Genomic DNA, 14548 nt, shown 5'->3' with positions numbered 1-14548 from the left:
CGAAGCGGTGATGTGGGCACGCCTGGAAGATGTCAGTAACAGCGTTTCAAGATTTGCCACTCGCTGACCGGGACCGCAGTTGGGACGGCGACGCCGCCGAGAAACGGGTCCGCAAATGGGCGAAGGCCGAGGACGAACCGAACGAGAAGTACCGCGATGCCCACGTCTGGTACGACAGCGAAAAGAAGGACAACTTCACCGGCTACAAGCTGCTGATCGCCGATGTCGTCGACGACAAACTGGAAGTCGTCCCTCGCGGTGTGATGGCGGCTGGCGCGATCATGGACGGCGCGCGCGGCGGGGTCGACCTGCCCAAGGACGACATCGACCGGGTGAAGAGCCACCTCGCGAAGTACTACAAGAAGATGGGCGAAACGGCGCCGTGGGAGCGCGACTAGTTACATTGCGGAGGTGACCGCAGGCAGGTTCGCCCCGAGCCCATCGGCCGACCTGCACATCGGCAACCTGCGCACCGCGGTGCTGGCGTGGCTGTTCGCCCGCTCGAGCGGCCGCCGATTCCTGATGCGCGTGGAAGACCTCGACGACCGCACCCATTCCGATATCGCCCAGCGCCAACTCGACGACCTTTCGGCGCTCGGGCTGGCGTGGGATGAGCCTGCCGAGTGGCAATCCGAGCATCCACAGCGGTACGACGACGTGATCGCGCAGCTGACCACACGTGGATTGCTGTACGAATGCTTTTGCAGCAGAAGGGATATCGCGCAGGCGCCGCGAGCTCCCCACGCGCCGCAGGGCGCCTATCCCGGCACGTGCCGCGATCTCACCGACACCGAACGCGAGACCCGGCGCCGCGAGACGGGGCGGCCACCAGCGCTGCGGCTACGCACCGACGCGATCGTTTATACCGTGCACGACCTGCTGCACGGTCCCTACACCGGCATCGTCGACGACTTCGTCGTCCGGCGCGGGGACGGTGTCGCGGCGTACAACCTCGCCGTGGTGGTCGACGATGCCGCCGGCGGCATCGACCAGGTGGTCCGTGGCGACGACCTGTTGCCGTCGTCGCCACGGCAGGCGTACCTCGCCGGCCTGTTGGGTTATCCCGAGCCGACGTACGCGCATGTCGCGCTGGTACTCAACGAGGACGGGGCACGGCTGGCCAAGCGCGACGGCGCTGTGACGCTCGCCGAGATCGGCGTTGAGCGGGCGTTCGCGCAGATCACCAAGTCGCTGGGCTGGCCTGCGTCGGATCTGGACCAGCTGCTGGCGCGGTTCGATCCGACGCAGCTGCCGCGGCACCCATGGATATACCGGCCCGATTGAACAGAACCCTTGGGCTGCGGCCGCTGCCTTGCTAGCGTCCGCCGGTGCACTATCCACGAAGAGCGCTGCTCGTGATGCTGCTCGCGGCGCTGATGCTCACGGCGTGCGGCTCGTCTGGCGGCAACCAGGACAACCCGATCAAATCGGCTGGCGTGCTGCGGGTCGGCACCGAAGGTGTCTACTCTCCGTTCAGCTATCACGACGCGTCGGGTCAGCTTGTCGGTTACGACGTCGACGTGGCCAAGGCGGTCGGTGACAAGATCGGCGTCAAGGTCGAATTCGTCGAGACGCCATGGGATTCCATGTTCGCCGCCCTTGAGGCCAACCGCTTAGACGTCGTGGCCAACGAGGTCACCATCAACGCCGAACGCCAGGCCAAGTACGACCTGTCACAGCCTTACTCTGTCGGCGAAGGTGTCATCGTTACTCGTGCAAACGACAACTCGATCACCTCGCTGGCCGACCTCAAAGGCAAGGTCGCGGCGGAGAATGCCACCAGCAACTGGTCGGAGGTGGCCCGCAAGGCCGGTGCCAGGGTCGAAGCCGTATCGGCGACCCCAAGGAGGAGCGAACGCGTCAGTTCCTCGACCGCATTCTCAACCCGCTCTAGTCACTTCACCGCGAGCGACCGTGTCTGCACGCGACACGCCGTGGATTGTTGGCACTTTGCGGTCGCTCGCGCTTGGTCACGCGACGGGTGAGCGGCCCTTCGACGCGCGCTCGGCGGCCGCAAGCAGCTCGTCACGAAACAGTGGGTGCGCGATCGCCGCGAGAGCCTCGCCGCGCTGACGGACGGTTCTGCCCTCCAGTTCCGCGGCGCCGTACTCAGTGACGATCACGTCGACCTGGTGCCGCGGCGTGGTGATCACGGCGCCGGGCCCGAACGACGGCACGATCCGCGATTGCAGTGCGCCGTCTTTCTCGAACGTGGAGGGCAGGCAGATCAGTGAGCGGTCCGACAGCTCGAGCCCGGCGCCTGCCACGAAGTCCTCAGCGCCGCCGATCCCACTGAACTGGTCGCCGTGGATCGTATCGGCGACGACCTGGCCCTGAATGTCGATCGCCAGCGCGCCGTTGATGGTGACCATGTCGCTGTTCGCGCCGATCACCTCCGGTGCGTTGACGACCTCGACCGGCAGGAACGCGACCTCGGAGTTGCCGTCGAGCCAGGCGTAGAGCTCCGCCGAGCCGAACGCGAACGTCGTCACGCTCACCCCGTCGTGCTGGCCCTTGCCCGCATTCGTGACCTTGCCTGCGCGGTGCAACTGCATGCAGCCGTCGGTGAACATCTCACTGTGCAGGCCATAATCGCCGCCGTCCCCTTCGGCCAGAAGCGTGGCGATCTGGCTGGGAATCGAACCGATCCCCGTCTGCAGGGTCGCACCGGACGGAATGAAGGCGACGGCGTGCCGCGCGATCGCCCGGTCGACGTCGGTAGGCGCCGCCCCGCCTCCTGGCAGCGCGAGCGGCGCGTCAGCAGAGCGCACGAGGACATCGATCTCGTCGACGTGCAGCGAATGGCGATATTGCTCGCCGAGCCCGAACGTTCGCGGGTAGCCGTCCGAGACCTCGACGACGAGCAGTCGATCGGGATCGGCTCCCGCACGGTGCAATTCGCTGATCGTGCCGCCGGCATGCAGCGACAGAGAGCACCAGCCGTCGGCATCGGGCGGCGTCGCGACGGTCGTCATCACGCGCGGCCGTTGACGTTCTAGCAGCGGCCCGAAGCGGCGAAAGTCCGCAGGCGCGAACTCGATGTCGGCGCCCATGCCGCGCAAGGCCCGCTCGAGCGGACCGTAAAAGCCCGACACGTAATGAACGCCCGAGCGCGAGAACAGCTCAGTACCGACGGCGAGTAGCGCCCCGTAGACGCGCAGGTCTGTCCAGTCCTTACGCTCCCCCAACGCGCGCATGAAAGCGGGAGGCTGGCCGGGGCCCAGCGGAATCCCCAGCGCGTCCGCGGTCGCCAGGCGCGCAGCGGCCTGCTCCGCGGTGAGTTCTTCTGGCATCAGAGCTCCTTCTGACCCCACGGCGAGCCGTACGCGGTCAGCAGCTCGAGGAACGGCACCGAGTCGAATGCCTCAGGCCCCAGCACGCCGCTGCCGGACCACATGCCGTTGGCCAGAAGCTCAAGGGCGACAACGGGATTGATTGCCGTCTGCCAGACCACGCACTGGTGGCCGTACTCAGCCATCGACCACTGATTGTCGACGACGTGGTAGAAGTAGGTCGACCGGGGGTTGCCGTCCTTTCCGGTGCCCGTCACCCACAGCCCCGCGCACGTCTTGCCGTGCATCTTCGGGCCAAGCGTCGCGGGATTGGGCAGGCACGCCGCGACCACATCGCGCGGACTGACCTCTACCCCACCGACTTTCACCTTTTCGGTGCGGTCGAGCCCCAGCTTGTGCAGCGTCTTGAGCACGTCGATGAACTCCTCGCCGAGGCCGTACTTGAACGTCGCCCGCTTGCATTTGACCCAGCGCGGCATCAGCAGCACTTCCTCGTGCTCGACGTTGACGCACTCGACGGGGCCGATGCCGTCGGGAAAGTCGAAAACCTCCGGCTCGCTGAATGGTTCGGTGGTGTACCAGCCGCGGTCGGCCTCCCAGATCACCGGCGGGTTCAGGCACTCCTCGATGGTGGTCCAGATCGAGAACGACGGAGCGAACTCGTAGCCGTCGACGGTGAGGTTCGACCCGTCGCGGGTGCCAAGCTCGTCGATGTCGGAGAACAGATGATCGGCGGCGTACCGCGCGAACACGTCTGACAGGCCCGGCTCGACACCGATCCCAACAAGAGCCAGTCGCCCGGCCGCGCGCCACTGATCCTCCGCGGCGAACTGCTCATCGCCGAGCTTGACGCCGGTCTGACTGTACGGAAGTTCGGGGTGACGGTGTGACAGGCTCATCGCCATATCGAGGTAGTCCGCGCCGCCTGCCAGCGCGCCGTTGAAAATCGGCATCACGAAGCGCGGGTCGACGGCGTTCATGACGTGGGTGATCTGGTGTCGCCGAACGAGATCGGCTACGGCTTCGGCCGATGTGGCGTCGACCTGCGCTGCCGAGAACCGCCCGTCGCCGACGGCGTCAGCGGCCTGCTTGGCCCGTGCTTCGTCGTAGTCGCAGACGATCAGTTGGTCGAAAAAGTCTCGGCGCACAGCGATGGAGCACAAAGCCGAGCCGACGCCACCGGCGCCTACCAGGAGGATTCGCATGCGCTAGACCGTACTTGGCATGCGCACTCGGTCACGCCGATTCTGCACATCGGTCAGCCGGGCTTGGCCTCGACCAGACTGAACGGCGATGCGGTCGGCACCACACGAGTCATCCGAAAGCCGGCGCGTTCAAGCAGCGCGCGGTATTCCGCCGCGGTGCGCTCTCGACCGTTCGCGCCGAGCAGCATCTCGAGATCGGCCCATTTGCCGATGAACTCGCGGTCGTGCTCGGGAATCACGGTTTCCACCAGCAGTAGGGTGGTGTTCGCATCGCCGGCCGCGCGAAGATTGCGCAAGATCTGCACCGCCTCGTCATCTGGCCAGTCGTGGATGATGTGCTTGAGAACATAGGCATCTCCACCCGCGGGGACGCTGTCGAAGAACGATCCGGTCTCAATTCGAACCCGTTCCGCGACACCGAGGTTCGTCAGCAATGACTGTGCGCCCGCAGCGACTTCCGGCAACTCGTAGAGGACACCGCGCGCGGATGGTGCAGCCGCCACTATCGCGGCCAGCAGGCGACCGTGCCCGCCACCAACGTCCACGACAACCGGGTATGCGTTGAAATCGAATGCTGCAACCACGGAATCCTGGACAAGCGCGGAGATGCTCGTCATCGCGTCGTTGAAGAGCTTCGCCAAATGGGGATCCTCGTTGAGGTATTCGAAGGCCGGCTTGCCCCGCAACACCGGTATGGTCGCCTTGCCAGATCTGACGGCCTCGGCCAGGGTGCTCCAGTCCTCGCGGTGCTGCGGCGACCCATAGAACATCGCCGCTCCGGCCATCGATGTCGGCGCATCGGAACGAAGCGTGTCGGCAAGCGCGTTGAGCCCGTAGGCGCCGTTGCCGTGTAGGCGAAACACGCCGCGACTGACCAGTGCCCGCAGCAGTCGATTCACGGCATCGGGGTCTGCGCCCACCCGCCGCGCGAGGTCGTCTGCCGCCAGCGGACCCTCCGCGAGAGCATCAGCGATGCCGAGTTCCGCAGCGGCCTCGATGGCCTGCGACATCCACCCGGCCAGAATCATTTCGGCCATTGCGACCGGCGCCGGGACCAGTCTCTGGTTGGCCCGGTAGAGGCGGTGCCTGAGGCGTTCGACCAGTCTCACCACTGCAACCGGCGGGACCCTGGTCCGAAGGGTGGTTGCCATGGCGACCTCCTGTAGTACATTTAAATAGTGCTACATATATTCAATATAGTTGACTATAGGTAAGGCGGCCGATCGATGTCAACCACTCCTCGGCGCACGTACAACAACAGCCGGCGACGAGCCGATGCGGAGATGCGCCAGCGCAGGATCGTCGAAGCGGCGGCGGCATTGTTCGTCGAACAAGGCTTCGCTGGGACGTCCATCGACCAGATCGCCGCGGCGGCCGATGTGTCACCGCAGACCGTGTACGCCACGTACGGTTCGAAGGCCGCGGTGCTGTCCCGGGCGATTGACGTCGCCGTTGTGGGTGACTACGAAGCCGAGCGTCTGGCCGATCGGCTGCCGGCGCTGGCCGACCCCACCAGCGAGCAGCAACACGTGTACTTCGCCGCCGCAGCACATTTCGTGCGGTCAATGCACGAACGGGTGGCACCGCTGATGCGGGTCCTCGAGCAATCCGCCGCCACCGATCCGGCCTTGGAAGAACTGCGCCAGAAGATAGTTCGAGATGTCCGCGCCGCCGGACCAATCTGGATCACGCAATTGGGGTCGGCCCTGAGTCCGAGTCTGTCCGTGGCCGAAGCCGCGGATGTGTTGTTGACCATTCAGTCGCCCTACGTATATTCGGCGCTCACCGTGGACCTGGGCTGGTCGCCGGATAGATACGAGCAGTGGCTAGCCGAAGCGATACCCAAGTTGCTGCTGCGGCCCGGCCTCTAGACCGCGACGTCCAGGCGCGCCATTCCCCGCAACGTCAGGTTCGGCTTGTACAGCGGCTCGGCGTCCAACCGCGCGTGTGGGAAGCGAGCGGTGACGGCGGACAGTGCGACGGCGGCTTCCAGCCGCGCCAGCGGCGCCCCGAGGCAGAAGTGCGGGCCCTTGCCGAAGCCTAGGTGGCGCAGGTTCTCGCGATCCGGGTCGAACTCATCGGCACAGTCGAACGCCGCAGGATCGTGATGGGCCGCGGCCAGCAGCAGCATCATGACGTCACCCTTCGGAACGGTCGCCTCGCCAATTGTCATGTCGTCAGCGGCAATTCGGCCAATCAACTGCACAGGTGGGTCGTAGCGCAGCGTCTCCTCCACCACGACCGACACCCGCTGCGGGTCGGCGGCGAGCGCGGTCCACTGTGACGGGCTGCGCAGCATCGCCAGAATGGCGTTCGCGATCAAGTTCACCGTGGTTTCGTGGCCGGCGACCAACAGTAGGTTGCACGTCGCGACGATCTCGTCCTCGGTCAGCTGATCACCGGATTCCTCGACGTGAACGAGCCCGGACATCAGATCGTCGCCGGGATCGCTGCGCCGGCGCGCGATGAGGTCGCGCAGATACTCACGCAGCCACATGCCGGCCTCGAGCATTTCGTCGAACTTGTCATGCGATTCACCGGTGAACGAGATGATCGGGTCCAGCGCCGCGGCGAGCAGCGCTGACGCGCGACTGAATTGGGGTTCGTCTTCGATCGGGACGCCGAGCAGCCGGCAGATCACCGCGACCGGAAGCGGGTAGGCCAGGTCGGCGATGACATCAAAATGGCCCTTCTCCTCGACGGTGTTGAGCAGCGCGTCGACCATCGCGGTGATGTCGGGTTCCAGCGCCTTGACGACCTTCGGCACGAACGCCTTGCTGACCAGCCTGCGCAGCCGCGTGTGATCAGGCGGGTCGAGAAACAGAAATCCCGGGGGACCAATCGGGCGAGCCTCGACGCCCTGTGCCAACTCGCGCTGCGCGGCGGTCGACTTGATTCGATCACTGGCCGACGACGGATGGCGCAGCACCTCGTCGCAGTCCTGATACGACGAGAAGACGTTCAAGGTCATCTCCGGCAGTTGCAACGGCCCGCGATCGCGGATCTGCTCGTATGCGGGGTACGGGTTGGCCCTGTTCGACGGGTCGAGAAGCTGCAGCAGAAGCGTCTGCGGGTCCGCGGTGGTCGTCATCCTCTTATTGTGCACGCGTCGAGTAGTACTGGCCCAGGACGTGGCCACGCAGCTCGTCGAACTCGCCCGCTCTGATCGCCGCGCGGATCTGATCGACGAGCCTGATGACAAACCGCTCGTTGTGGATCGTGCACAGCGTCGCCGACAGCAGCTCCCGCGCCTTGAACAGATGGTGCAGATACGCACGGGTGTAGTGGTCGCAGGTGTAGCAGTCGCAGTCGTCGTCGATCGGGCCGAAGTCGCGGCGGTAGGCGGCGTTGGTGATGTTGAAGCGACCGGTTGTCGAGTACACCGCCGCGTTGCGCGCAACCCGTGAGGGCGACACGCAATCGAAGGTGTCTGCGCCCGCCGCGACGGCGGAGAACAGATCGTCGGGTTCGCTGATACCGAGCAGGTGACGCGGCTTGTCCACCGGCAGCTCGCTGCTGACCCACCCGACGATCGTCGCCAGGTTCTGCTTCTCCAGCGCCCCGCCGATGCCGTAGCCGTCGAACCCGTGCCCGTCCTCGCCGACGATGCGCGTCAGTCCACGTGCGGCCTGCCGGCGCAGGTCCTCGTACTGGGCGCCCTGCACCACACCGAACAATGCCTGCGACGGTCGCTCGGGATGAGCCGCGGTCAGCCGGCGGTGTTCAATCAAGCACCGCACCGCCCAGTCGTGGGTGCGCTGCACCGATCGTTCCTGGTAGCCGCGGGTGTTGACCAGGGTGGTCAGTTCGTCGAACGCGAAGATGATGTCCGCCCCGAGCCGGTGCTGAATCTGGATCGACACCTCGGGAGTGAACCGGTGGGTCGAGCCGTCCAGATGCGACCTGAAGGTCACCCCGTCGTCATCGACATGGGCGAGACGCTCCTTGCCTTCGGCGATGATGTCGTCGGCCTGCACGCGCGCGGTGTCCATCGCCAGCACCTTGCGAAAGCCGGCACCCAGCGACAGCACCTGAAACCCGCCGCTGTCGGTGAATGTCGGACCCGGCCAGTTCATGAAAGCGCCAAGCCCGCCTGCCTCGTCGACGATGTCGGGACCGGGCTGCAGGTATAGGTGATAGGCATTCGCCAGAACAGCTTGCGCGCCAAGCTCTTTCATGGTTTCCGGCAGCACCGCCTTGACGGTGGCCTGCGTGCCGACGGCGATGAAGGCCGGGGTGTGGATGTCGCCATGTGGGGTTCGGATCACCCCGGCGCGACCGAGCTGACCGGGCAGCTCTGCGTCAACGCTGAAAAAGGGCTCGTCCACGTCGTAGATTCTGCACTGTGAGATATCGATGGGTCGTTGCCGCCGTAGCCGTCACCGCGATCGCCGGGTGCTCGTCAGAAACGCCGCAGTACCAACCTCCGCCGGGCGCACTGGTCGCGGGCAGCGCCCAGGTCACCGTCAACGGCCAGGACACGGGAACCACCACAGCGGTGCAGTGCTCGTCCACGGGGTCGCTGACCACGATCGATACCGGGGATCAGCGGTCGGGCATCACGGCCATGGTCTCCAACAAAGACGAGCTGACCGCCGAATTCGTCAGCATCAACAACGTCGGCGGGTTCACCGGTAGCTACAACGCCGGACTGGGAGGCACCGCGAAGGTGGTCATGACCGACCGGACCTACGACATCACCGGCACGGCCGACGGCTTCGACACCGCCAAGCCCAGCTTCCGGGCCGCAGGCACGTTCGCGATCAAGGTGGCCTGCTGATCTCGCAAGGCCATCCGCCGACCCGCTGGCAAATTTTTCGCCCAATTGCACGCCCATGGGTAAGTCGCACACCATACTGCTTGGGATGATCCGCCGATCTTGACGGATCACGACAACAAAAGGAGAACAAGGGTGAAGCGTGGGTTCCTGGTCGCCGTAGGCGGCGCCGCGATCGTCATCGCAGGCCTGTCGGGCTGTGGTTCAGATGAGAAGAAGTCCGAGACTTCGGGGGAGACGTCGGCGGCAGCCTCGGCGGAGGGCAAGTCCACAGTCACGATCGACGGCCAAGACCAGAACGTGTCCGGCTCCGTCACGTGCGCGACCATGGGAGGCACGGTCAACATCGCCCTCGGCGCCACGGGCAGCGCCTCGGGCATCGGCGCGGTGCTGACCGAGGGTGATTCACCCACGGTCCAGTCCGTCGCGCTCGGCAACATCAACGGTGTGAGCCTGGGCTACGCGCCCGGCACGCCGGGAGCCGAAGCGAAGGCCGAGAAGGACGACAAGACCTACAAGATCTCGGGAACCGCGACGGGAATGGACATGGCCAACCCGATGCAGCCGGTGACCAAGCCGTTCGAGATCGAGGTCACCTGCCCGTAGTCAGGTATCCGTAGTTCGACGCGGCGGCGGCGTCCCGGAAAGGGGCGCCGCCGTTGTCGTGAAGGAGTCCGCATGTCCGACAAGTCATTTCCGACGGCCGTCGTGTTGCTGCATCCGGTCGGCGACAACGAACTGCAAACGTGGTTCGACCGGGCGACCGACGCGGCGAGGGCGATGCGGGGATTCAAGTCGCTGCGGCTGGCGCTGACCGGTGGTGGACTGCAGCCGGCCGTCGCCGCGACCTTCGACACAGTCGAGGATCTTCATGCCTGGCTGGATACCGACCCGTTGTCGAGTGCCGAAGGCCTGCTTCGTAAGTCGTCAGACCTGCTGATCATCGAGGGGCATCGATTGCCGCCGGGCACTGCGGTGTTCCGCCACGACGTGATCGAGGGCCGAACCGATGACTTCGTCATCGCGCAGCACCAGATCGTGAGGTCGACGGCGCAGTTCCCCGGCTACACGGGCACCGTTCTGCTGCCACCGGGCCCCGAGGATGAGGGCGAGCAGTGGACATCGATTCTGTGCTTTCGCACCGACGAGCAGCTCGGCGCGTGGTCGGACTCCCGCGAGCGGGCAAGCCAGCTCAAGCAGCTGCGGACGCATCTGACCCAGGACTTCCGCACCCTGTCCGTCGATGCGCCGTTCGGCTCGATCCTGCGGTTTGACCGCGGTCGGCCGAAGGTCACTCCGCAGTGGAAGACGGCGATGCTGGTGCTGCTGGTGCTCTATCCGACAGTGATGATGCTGTCGCGGTTCCTCGGTCCGGTATTCAAGGACATTGGCGCCGAGCCGTGGCTGTCGATGTGGTTGAGCCAGATCGTCAGCGTCGCCGCATTGACCTATGCGCTGATGCCGCTGGCCACTCGGGCCTTCACTCCTTGGCTGGACCCGGTCGACGGTGCATCGGTCAGTGTGTCGGCGCTGGGCGCGCTGGTGGTCATCGCGGGGTATACGGCGACGCTATGGCTGTTCGCCGCGGTGCCATGGCTGGATTTCTGGTTACACGGCTGACCGTCAGGCCGCCAATGTGTAGCCGGCCGCCGACTCTCGCAGCTGCCAGATCTGGGCCGGGCACAGCTCGTTGACGGCCTGGTTGATCAAGTAGGCGCCCTGGTAGTAGTCCGCGGTGTGGAAGTCCGCCTTGACCTGGTCGACAAGCTGCGCGTAGCCCATCTTCGCCGCGACCCGGTCGCAGATGCTCTGCCCGTAGCCGATGGCCGCATCGGCGTTGGGGAAGTTGTAGCCGGGCCGCACGTGCACGTTGACGAGGTAGGCCACGACGTCGGCGTTGGCGGTGGGCGCGGCGACCAATGCGGCTGTCGACAACATGCCTGCGAGGAGGGCCCCTGCAAGCGATTTCATGGCAACTGACTTTACTCCCGCGCCGGTCGCCCTACGCTGATCCCATGAAGCTCTTGGCTGCAGCTGCGCTGGCATGTGGATTTGTCGCCGCACCGATGTTGAGTTCTCCGATTGCATCGGCGGTGCCGGGGTGGTGCGACGGCGCGGACTGCGTCCCCTACGTGGATCGCGGCGCCGTACAAGGAGAGTCGTGCACGCAGAACACCCGCTACAACTTCGGCATAGACGCGGGGGGCAACACCTTGGCCTGCAGTTCGAGAAGCCAGTGGATAGCGTCGCCGCCGTTGGTCGGCATGCGGACCTTGCGGTCACTGTGCGGTCAGGAAACAGGAGTGGCGCAGTCCCCCGACGGCGTCCCGCTGAGCTGCATCGACGGCGCCTGGACCGCGGACTACAGCGCCGTTTTCTACCAGCGCTAGCGAGATCGAAGAGTTTGGGCAGCGCCTGAGCGGGGCATCATGCCGCAGTGCTGACCGCCGTGTTCTTCGGCCTGGCAGCGTCCAGCGCCCTGGTCATCGGTTCGCTCGTCGGCGCGAAGTGGAGCCCACCGAAGCGGGTAACCGGCGTCCTGTTGGCGTTCGCCAGCGGCGCCCTGATCTCAGCGCTGGCTTTCGAACTGTTCGAGGAAGCCTTCCACATGGGAGGTGCGCTGCGGTCCGGGCTAGGACTGCTCGCGGGGGCGGCGACGTTCGTCGCGGTGGACACGGCGTTGGACAAGTACATCAGTGGAAAGTCGGGGCCCGAAGAGCGTGAGGTCGTTGCCTCCGGTGCGCGCGGCGGAGTTGGTCTGGCGCTGCTGGCAGCGGTGACACTGGACGGGGTGCCGGAGAACCTCGCACTCGGGGTGTCACTGGTGGGCGGGGCGTCGCTGTCCCTGCTGGTGGCGATCTTCTTCTCCAACCTGCCCGAGTCGCTGGTCGGCGCCGTCGCCATGCGCAACTCCGGAACCAGTCCGCGCATCGTCGTGCTGACCTGGGTGCTGTGTGCGGTGCTGTTGGCGGTGGCCGTCGTGGTGGGCCGGGCAACGGCAGCCGGATTGAGCGAGCACCTGCTTGCCGTGGCGCTGTCGTTCGCCGGCGGTGCCGTGCTGGCTTCACTTGCCGACACTCTGATGCCTGAAGCGTTCGAACACGGCCGGCCGCTCAACGCCTTTGCGACTGCGGGCGGCTTCTTCCTTTCGTTCGTGCTCGCCGCCTGAGCTAGCGACGTTGGTGCTCCCACACGGACGTGGGCTGGTGCACCGGGCGCCCATGGCCCGGCAGCAGGTGTGCGACAGCTAGCTGCTCAAGTCGTGTGCGGGTACGCGTGGCCTCTCCGTCGTCGACGGTTTCGGGCGTGTGCCAGGCCCGTCCACGCGCGCTTAAGACCGCATCGCCCGACAGCAGAAGCCGGGCCTCCGGGTTCCAGAAGGCAACGCTGTCGTCGGTGTGCCCGGGGACCTCGATCACTGTCCACGCGGGAGCACCGGGTAGTTGTTCGCCGTCGGAAAGGCCGCCCGCGGGAAGTGGGCCGGACCAACGCATCCCTGCCGGGGTGCCGTATCCCGCTATGCGGCTACCGGATATCAGGCCGCCGATGCCGCGCCGGTCAAGGGACTGATCGAGCAGGGTCGGCCAGATGCGAGCGGCGGCGGCAGCGGTCGGGGTTCGAGGCTGGATTCCGTCGAGGTACGTGATTGTCTTGGCGGGCAAGAGGATTGGAGCCTCGTAGCGACGGGCCACCTCGGCAGCGCCTGCGACGTGGTCGCTGTGGCCGTGGGTGGCGACGATCGCGTGGACCGGGCCGTCGAGCCTGTCGAGATACGGTGCAACGTCGTCGGGGGTCTGTGGCAGACCGGCGTCGACGACTACCGCACCGCCGTCGTCGGTACGGATGACGTAACAGTTGAAGACCCACCGCGATAAGCGGATGACACCGAGTTCTTCCAGCTCTTCGACGACCAGTCCCATGCACTGAAGTCTGCGGCAGCGCGTGCCGTCCCACGAAGCCGGGTACACAGGCGTAGAAAGGAGCGGACCATGACGAACGACGACTCAGCCTCGACGCGCGCCACCGTGATCACCGACCGTCCAGAGCGGTACGGCAAGCAGCTGGCGTCTCACTTGGGACGCCGCAACGGCGGAGAGTGGTCGGAAGACACCTCGACCGGATGGATCGACCTCGGCGAGGGCCGCGCCACCATCACCGCCAAGGGTGACCAGCTACACCTGGATATCACCGCGCCGTGCGGTGAGCTCGGTCGGCTGGAGGAGGTCGTCGGCAGTCACCTCGTCCGGTTCGGCGAGAAGGACGAGCTGTCCGTCGTGTGGAACCGGGACACGGTCGACTCATGATGAGGGCCGCCGCTGCAGCAGCGCTTATGTTGGCCGGCGCGTTTGCGTCGTTGACCCAAGTTCCGAGTGCCGCCGCCGACCCCGCAGCCGATTTCTGCCGGGATATGGCGGGCGTGGGCTATACCGGTGATTGCGCGACGATCGCGAACCTCGCCAAAGGCGTGTGTGCGCAATACGATCGCGGGCTTGATTGGGAAACCATAGTGGCGACGGTGGACGCGGCGACGAAGGACCAAAGCCTGTCCAACTATGTAATGGCCGGCGCTCCGCTGTACTTCTGTCCGCAGCACGACGACAAGACCTGAGGCTTTCGGGCCGTCGTCCTAGGCCGCGGATGCCGCCGATAGCGCTTCATCCAAACTGAACTTCGGGGTCTGACCAACTTGAAATGTCTAGGCCAGTTTTAAAGGTTTGAGGCGTAACCTTGAAATTACATCTGGAGAATTCAAGGTACGAACGAACAGACAACGCTGTGGACATTGACGCATTGAGGCAGAGCCCGATCGGCCAGGTTGTGCCGATTCAGGGCTTCGATCCGAGATTCAACGAGGAGTTCGAGCACTTCGCATACGTCCCTGACGATCTGCCCGAAATGATCGAACTTCATCCTCTGACGTACTCCCAGGTGGTGGAAGCGACCGCTGCTTTGGCGCGGGCTGATCAAGCAACGGCGTTGTTACCCAACCCAACGCTGCTGGCGCGCCCCGCAATTCGCCGCGAGGCCGTCAGCACATCGGCGCTGGAGGGCACCTTCGCCGCCCTCACCGACGTCTTCGAAGCTGACTTCCTGGCCCGGGAGCAGCTCTCGGGATCAGTCGGCGAGGTTCAGAACTACGTGCTGGCCGCCGAGACCGCCTACAGCTGGATGCGCGAGGGGCGAACGATCAGTGTGGGGATGCTGGAGAGCCTGCACCAGATGCTGGTACGCGGTACTAGAAGCGATGGAAGCGATGGAAGCGAAGCGGGCCA

18 protein-coding genes and 1 pseudogene are annotated in these 14548 nt (G+C 65.5%); 12 read left to right on the top strand and 7 right to left on the bottom strand.

The window, feature by feature from the left end:
• The first annotated feature begins 29 nt into the window (after window positions 1-29).
• From VFH65_RS24435 to VFH65_RS24425, 3 genes and pseudogenes are all read left to right on the top strand, one after another.
• A complete protein-coding gene (locus tag VFH65_RS24435; protein ID WP_353324999.1) occupies window positions 30-398 on the top strand; it encodes a hypothetical protein in 369 nt (122 codons plus the stop codon).
• A 13-nt stretch (window positions 399-411) separates the two neighbouring features.
• Window positions 412-1284 carry a tRNA glutamyl-Q(34) synthetase GluQRS gene (gluQRS, locus tag VFH65_RS24430; RefSeq protein ID WP_353324997.1) on the top strand — a complete coding sequence of 291 codons (873 nt, stop codon included), beginning with the start codon at window positions 412-414 and terminating at the stop codon, window positions 1282-1284.
• A 74-nt stretch (window positions 1285-1358) separates the two neighbouring features.
• Window positions 1359-1832, top strand: a pseudogene (locus VFH65_RS24425) (transporter substrate-binding domain-containing protein); the annotation flags it as partial.
• Window positions 1833-1970: 138 nt separating this feature from the next.
• On the opposite strand, the gene VFH65_RS24420 reads toward VFH65_RS24425, so the two are convergent.
• The 3 genes from VFH65_RS24420 to VFH65_RS24410 are packed head-to-tail and all read right to left on the bottom strand — an operon-like array spanning window position 1971 to window position 5649.
• Complete coding sequence (locus VFH65_RS24420) at window positions 1971-3293, bottom strand: acetyl-CoA hydrolase/transferase family protein (protein ID WP_353324996.1); 1323 nt, start codon at window positions 3291-3293, stop codon at window positions 1971-1973.
• Entirely contained in the window at window positions 3293-4498 is a 1206-nt protein-coding gene (locus VFH65_RS24415; protein ID WP_353324994.1) for a saccharopine dehydrogenase family protein, read from the bottom strand. The genes VFH65_RS24420 and VFH65_RS24415 overlap by 1 nt, the downstream gene beginning before the upstream one ends.
• A gap of 53 nt (window positions 4499-4551) precedes the next feature.
• Complete coding sequence (locus VFH65_RS24410) at window positions 4552-5649, bottom strand: methyltransferase (protein ID WP_353324992.1); 1098 nt, start codon at window positions 5647-5649, stop codon at window positions 4552-4554.
• 75 nt (window positions 5650-5724) lie between these two features.
• On the opposite strand from VFH65_RS24410, the gene VFH65_RS24405 reads away from it, so the two are divergent.
• Window positions 5725-6369: a TetR/AcrR family transcriptional regulator gene (locus VFH65_RS24405; RefSeq protein WP_353324990.1), complete on the top strand. Its 645-nt coding sequence runs from the start codon at window positions 5725-5727 to the stop codon at window positions 6367-6369.
• Here VFH65_RS24405 and VFH65_RS24400 read toward each other — a convergent pair.
• Complete coding sequence (locus VFH65_RS24400) at window positions 6366-7589, bottom strand: cytochrome P450 (RefSeq protein ID WP_353324988.1); 1224 nt, start codon at window positions 7587-7589, stop codon at window positions 6366-6368. The genes VFH65_RS24405 and VFH65_RS24400 overlap by 4 nt on opposite strands.
• A 4-nt stretch (window positions 7590-7593) precedes the next feature.
• The gene (gene tgt / locus VFH65_RS24395; protein WP_353324986.1) at window positions 7594-8826 is read right to left on the bottom strand and encodes a tRNA guanosine(34) transglycosylase Tgt; all 1233 of its coding nucleotides are present in this window, start codon (window positions 8824-8826) and stop codon (window positions 7594-7596) included.
• A 17-nt stretch (window positions 8827-8843) separates the two neighbouring features.
• Here tgt and VFH65_RS24390 point away from each other — a divergent pair, with 17 nt between their 5' ends.
• The 3 genes from VFH65_RS24390 (at window position 8844) to VFH65_RS24380 (ending at window position 10895) form a co-directional block, all read left to right on the top strand.
• Complete coding sequence (locus tag VFH65_RS24390) at window positions 8844-9278, top strand: lipoprotein LpqH (RefSeq protein WP_353324985.1); 435 nt, start codon at window positions 8844-8846, stop codon at window positions 9276-9278.
• Between the two features lie 132 nt (window positions 9279-9410).
• Complete coding sequence (locus VFH65_RS24385; RefSeq protein WP_353324984.1) at window positions 9411-9881, top strand: lipoprotein LpqH; 471 nt, start codon at window positions 9411-9413, stop codon at window positions 9879-9881.
• Window positions 9882-9953: 72 nt separating this feature from the next.
• Window positions 9954-10895: an antibiotic biosynthesis monooxygenase gene (locus tag VFH65_RS24380; RefSeq protein ID WP_353324982.1), complete on the top strand. Its 942-nt coding sequence runs from the start codon at window positions 9954-9956 to the stop codon at window positions 10893-10895.
• A 3-nt stretch (window positions 10896-10898) separates the two neighbouring features.
• On the opposite strand, the gene VFH65_RS24375 is transcribed toward VFH65_RS24380, so the two are convergent.
• On the bottom strand, window positions 10899-11246 hold the full coding sequence (locus VFH65_RS24375) for a DUF732 domain-containing protein (RefSeq protein ID WP_353324980.1): 348 nt from the start codon (window positions 11244-11246) through the stop codon (window positions 10899-10901).
• A 44-nt stretch (window positions 11247-11290) separates the two neighbouring features.
• Here VFH65_RS24375 and VFH65_RS24370 point away from each other — a divergent pair, with 44 nt between their 5' ends.
• A complete protein-coding gene (locus VFH65_RS24370; RefSeq protein ID WP_353324978.1) occupies window positions 11291-11665 on the top strand; it encodes a hypothetical protein in 375 nt (124 codons plus the stop codon).
• Window positions 11666-11712: 47 nt separating this feature from the next.
• On the top strand, window positions 11713-12444 hold the full coding sequence (locus VFH65_RS24365) for a ZIP family metal transporter (RefSeq protein WP_353324976.1): 732 nt from the start codon (window positions 11713-11715) through the stop codon (window positions 12442-12444).
• Window position 12445: 1 nt separating this feature from the next.
• On the opposite strand, the gene VFH65_RS24360 is transcribed toward VFH65_RS24365, so the two are convergent.
• Window positions 12446-13195, bottom strand: a complete 750-nt coding sequence (locus tag VFH65_RS24360) for an MBL fold metallo-hydrolase (RefSeq protein WP_353324975.1) — start codon at window positions 13193-13195, stop codon at window positions 12446-12448.
• A gap of 69 nt (window positions 13196-13264) precedes the next feature.
• Here VFH65_RS24360 and VFH65_RS24355 point away from each other — a divergent pair, with 69 nt between their 5' ends.
• The 3 genes from VFH65_RS24355 to VFH65_RS24345 all read left to right on the top strand — a co-directional run.
• Window positions 13265-13579 carry a DUF2218 domain-containing protein gene (locus VFH65_RS24355; RefSeq protein ID WP_353324973.1) on the top strand — a complete coding sequence of 105 codons (315 nt, stop codon included), beginning with the start codon at window positions 13265-13267 and terminating at the stop codon, window positions 13577-13579.
• A complete protein-coding gene (locus VFH65_RS24350; protein WP_353324971.1) occupies window positions 13576-13884 on the top strand; it encodes a DUF732 domain-containing protein in 309 nt (102 codons plus the stop codon). The genes VFH65_RS24355 and VFH65_RS24350 overlap by 4 nt, the downstream gene beginning before the upstream one ends.
• A gap of 182 nt (window positions 13885-14066) precedes the next feature.
• The coding region (locus tag VFH65_RS24345) for a Fic/DOC family N-terminal domain-containing protein (protein ID WP_353324969.1) at window positions 14067-14548 on the top strand (482 nt) is incomplete at its 3' end.

The sequence above is a fragment of the Mycobacterium sp. genome, from assembly GCF_035697385.1.
GTDB lineage: Bacteria > Actinomycetota > Actinomycetes > Mycobacteriales > Mycobacteriaceae > Mycobacterium.
Note: the sequence above shows the minus strand (reverse complement) of the source record. Positions and strands in the feature narration are given on the sequence as shown.

What these genes read in the sequence shown, in the direction of transcription:
- VFH65_RS24410 (WP_353324992.1), bottom strand. Translation starts at nt 5,649, where the DNA reads ATGGCAACCACCCTTCGGACCAGGGTCCCGCCGGTTGCAGTGGTGAGA.
- VFH65_RS24375 (WP_353324980.1), bottom strand. Translation starts at nt 11,246, where the DNA reads ATGAAATCGCTTGCAGGGGCCCTCCTCGCAGGCATGTTGTCGACAGCC.
- VFH65_RS24405 (WP_353324990.1), top strand. Translation starts at nt 5,725, where the DNA reads ATGTCAACCACTCCTCGGCGCACGTACAACAACAGCCGGCGACGAGCC.
- VFH65_RS24380 (WP_353324982.1), top strand. Translation starts at nt 9,954, where the DNA reads ATGTCCGACAAGTCATTTCCGACGGCCGTCGTGTTGCTGCATCCGGTC.
- VFH65_RS24415 (WP_353324994.1), bottom strand. Translation starts at nt 4,498, where the DNA reads ATGCGAATCCTCCTGGTAGGCGCCGGTGGCGTCGGCTCGGCTTTGTGC.
- VFH65_RS24435 (WP_353324999.1), top strand. Translation starts at nt 30, where the DNA reads ATGTCAGTAACAGCGTTTCAAGATTTGCCACTCGCTGACCGGGACCGC.
- VFH65_RS24360 (WP_353324975.1), bottom strand. Translation starts at nt 13,195, where the DNA reads ATGGGACTGGTCGTCGAAGAGCTGGAAGAACTCGGTGTCATCCGCTTA.
- VFH65_RS24400 (WP_353324988.1), bottom strand. Translation starts at nt 7,589, where the DNA reads ATGACGACCACCGCGGACCCGCAGACGCTTCTGCTGCAGCTTCTCGAC.
- VFH65_RS24350 (WP_353324971.1), top strand. Translation starts at nt 13,576, where the DNA reads ATGATGAGGGCCGCCGCTGCAGCAGCGCTTATGTTGGCCGGCGCGTTT.
- VFH65_RS24355 (WP_353324973.1), top strand. Translation starts at nt 13,265, where the DNA reads ATGACGAACGACGACTCAGCCTCGACGCGCGCCACCGTGATCACCGAC.
- VFH65_RS24420 (WP_353324996.1), bottom strand. Translation starts at nt 3,293, where the DNA reads ATGCCAGAAGAACTCACCGCGGAGCAGGCCGCTGCGCGCCTGGCGACC.
- VFH65_RS24370 (WP_353324978.1), top strand. Translation starts at nt 11,291, where the DNA reads ATGAAGCTCTTGGCTGCAGCTGCGCTGGCATGTGGATTTGTCGCCGCA.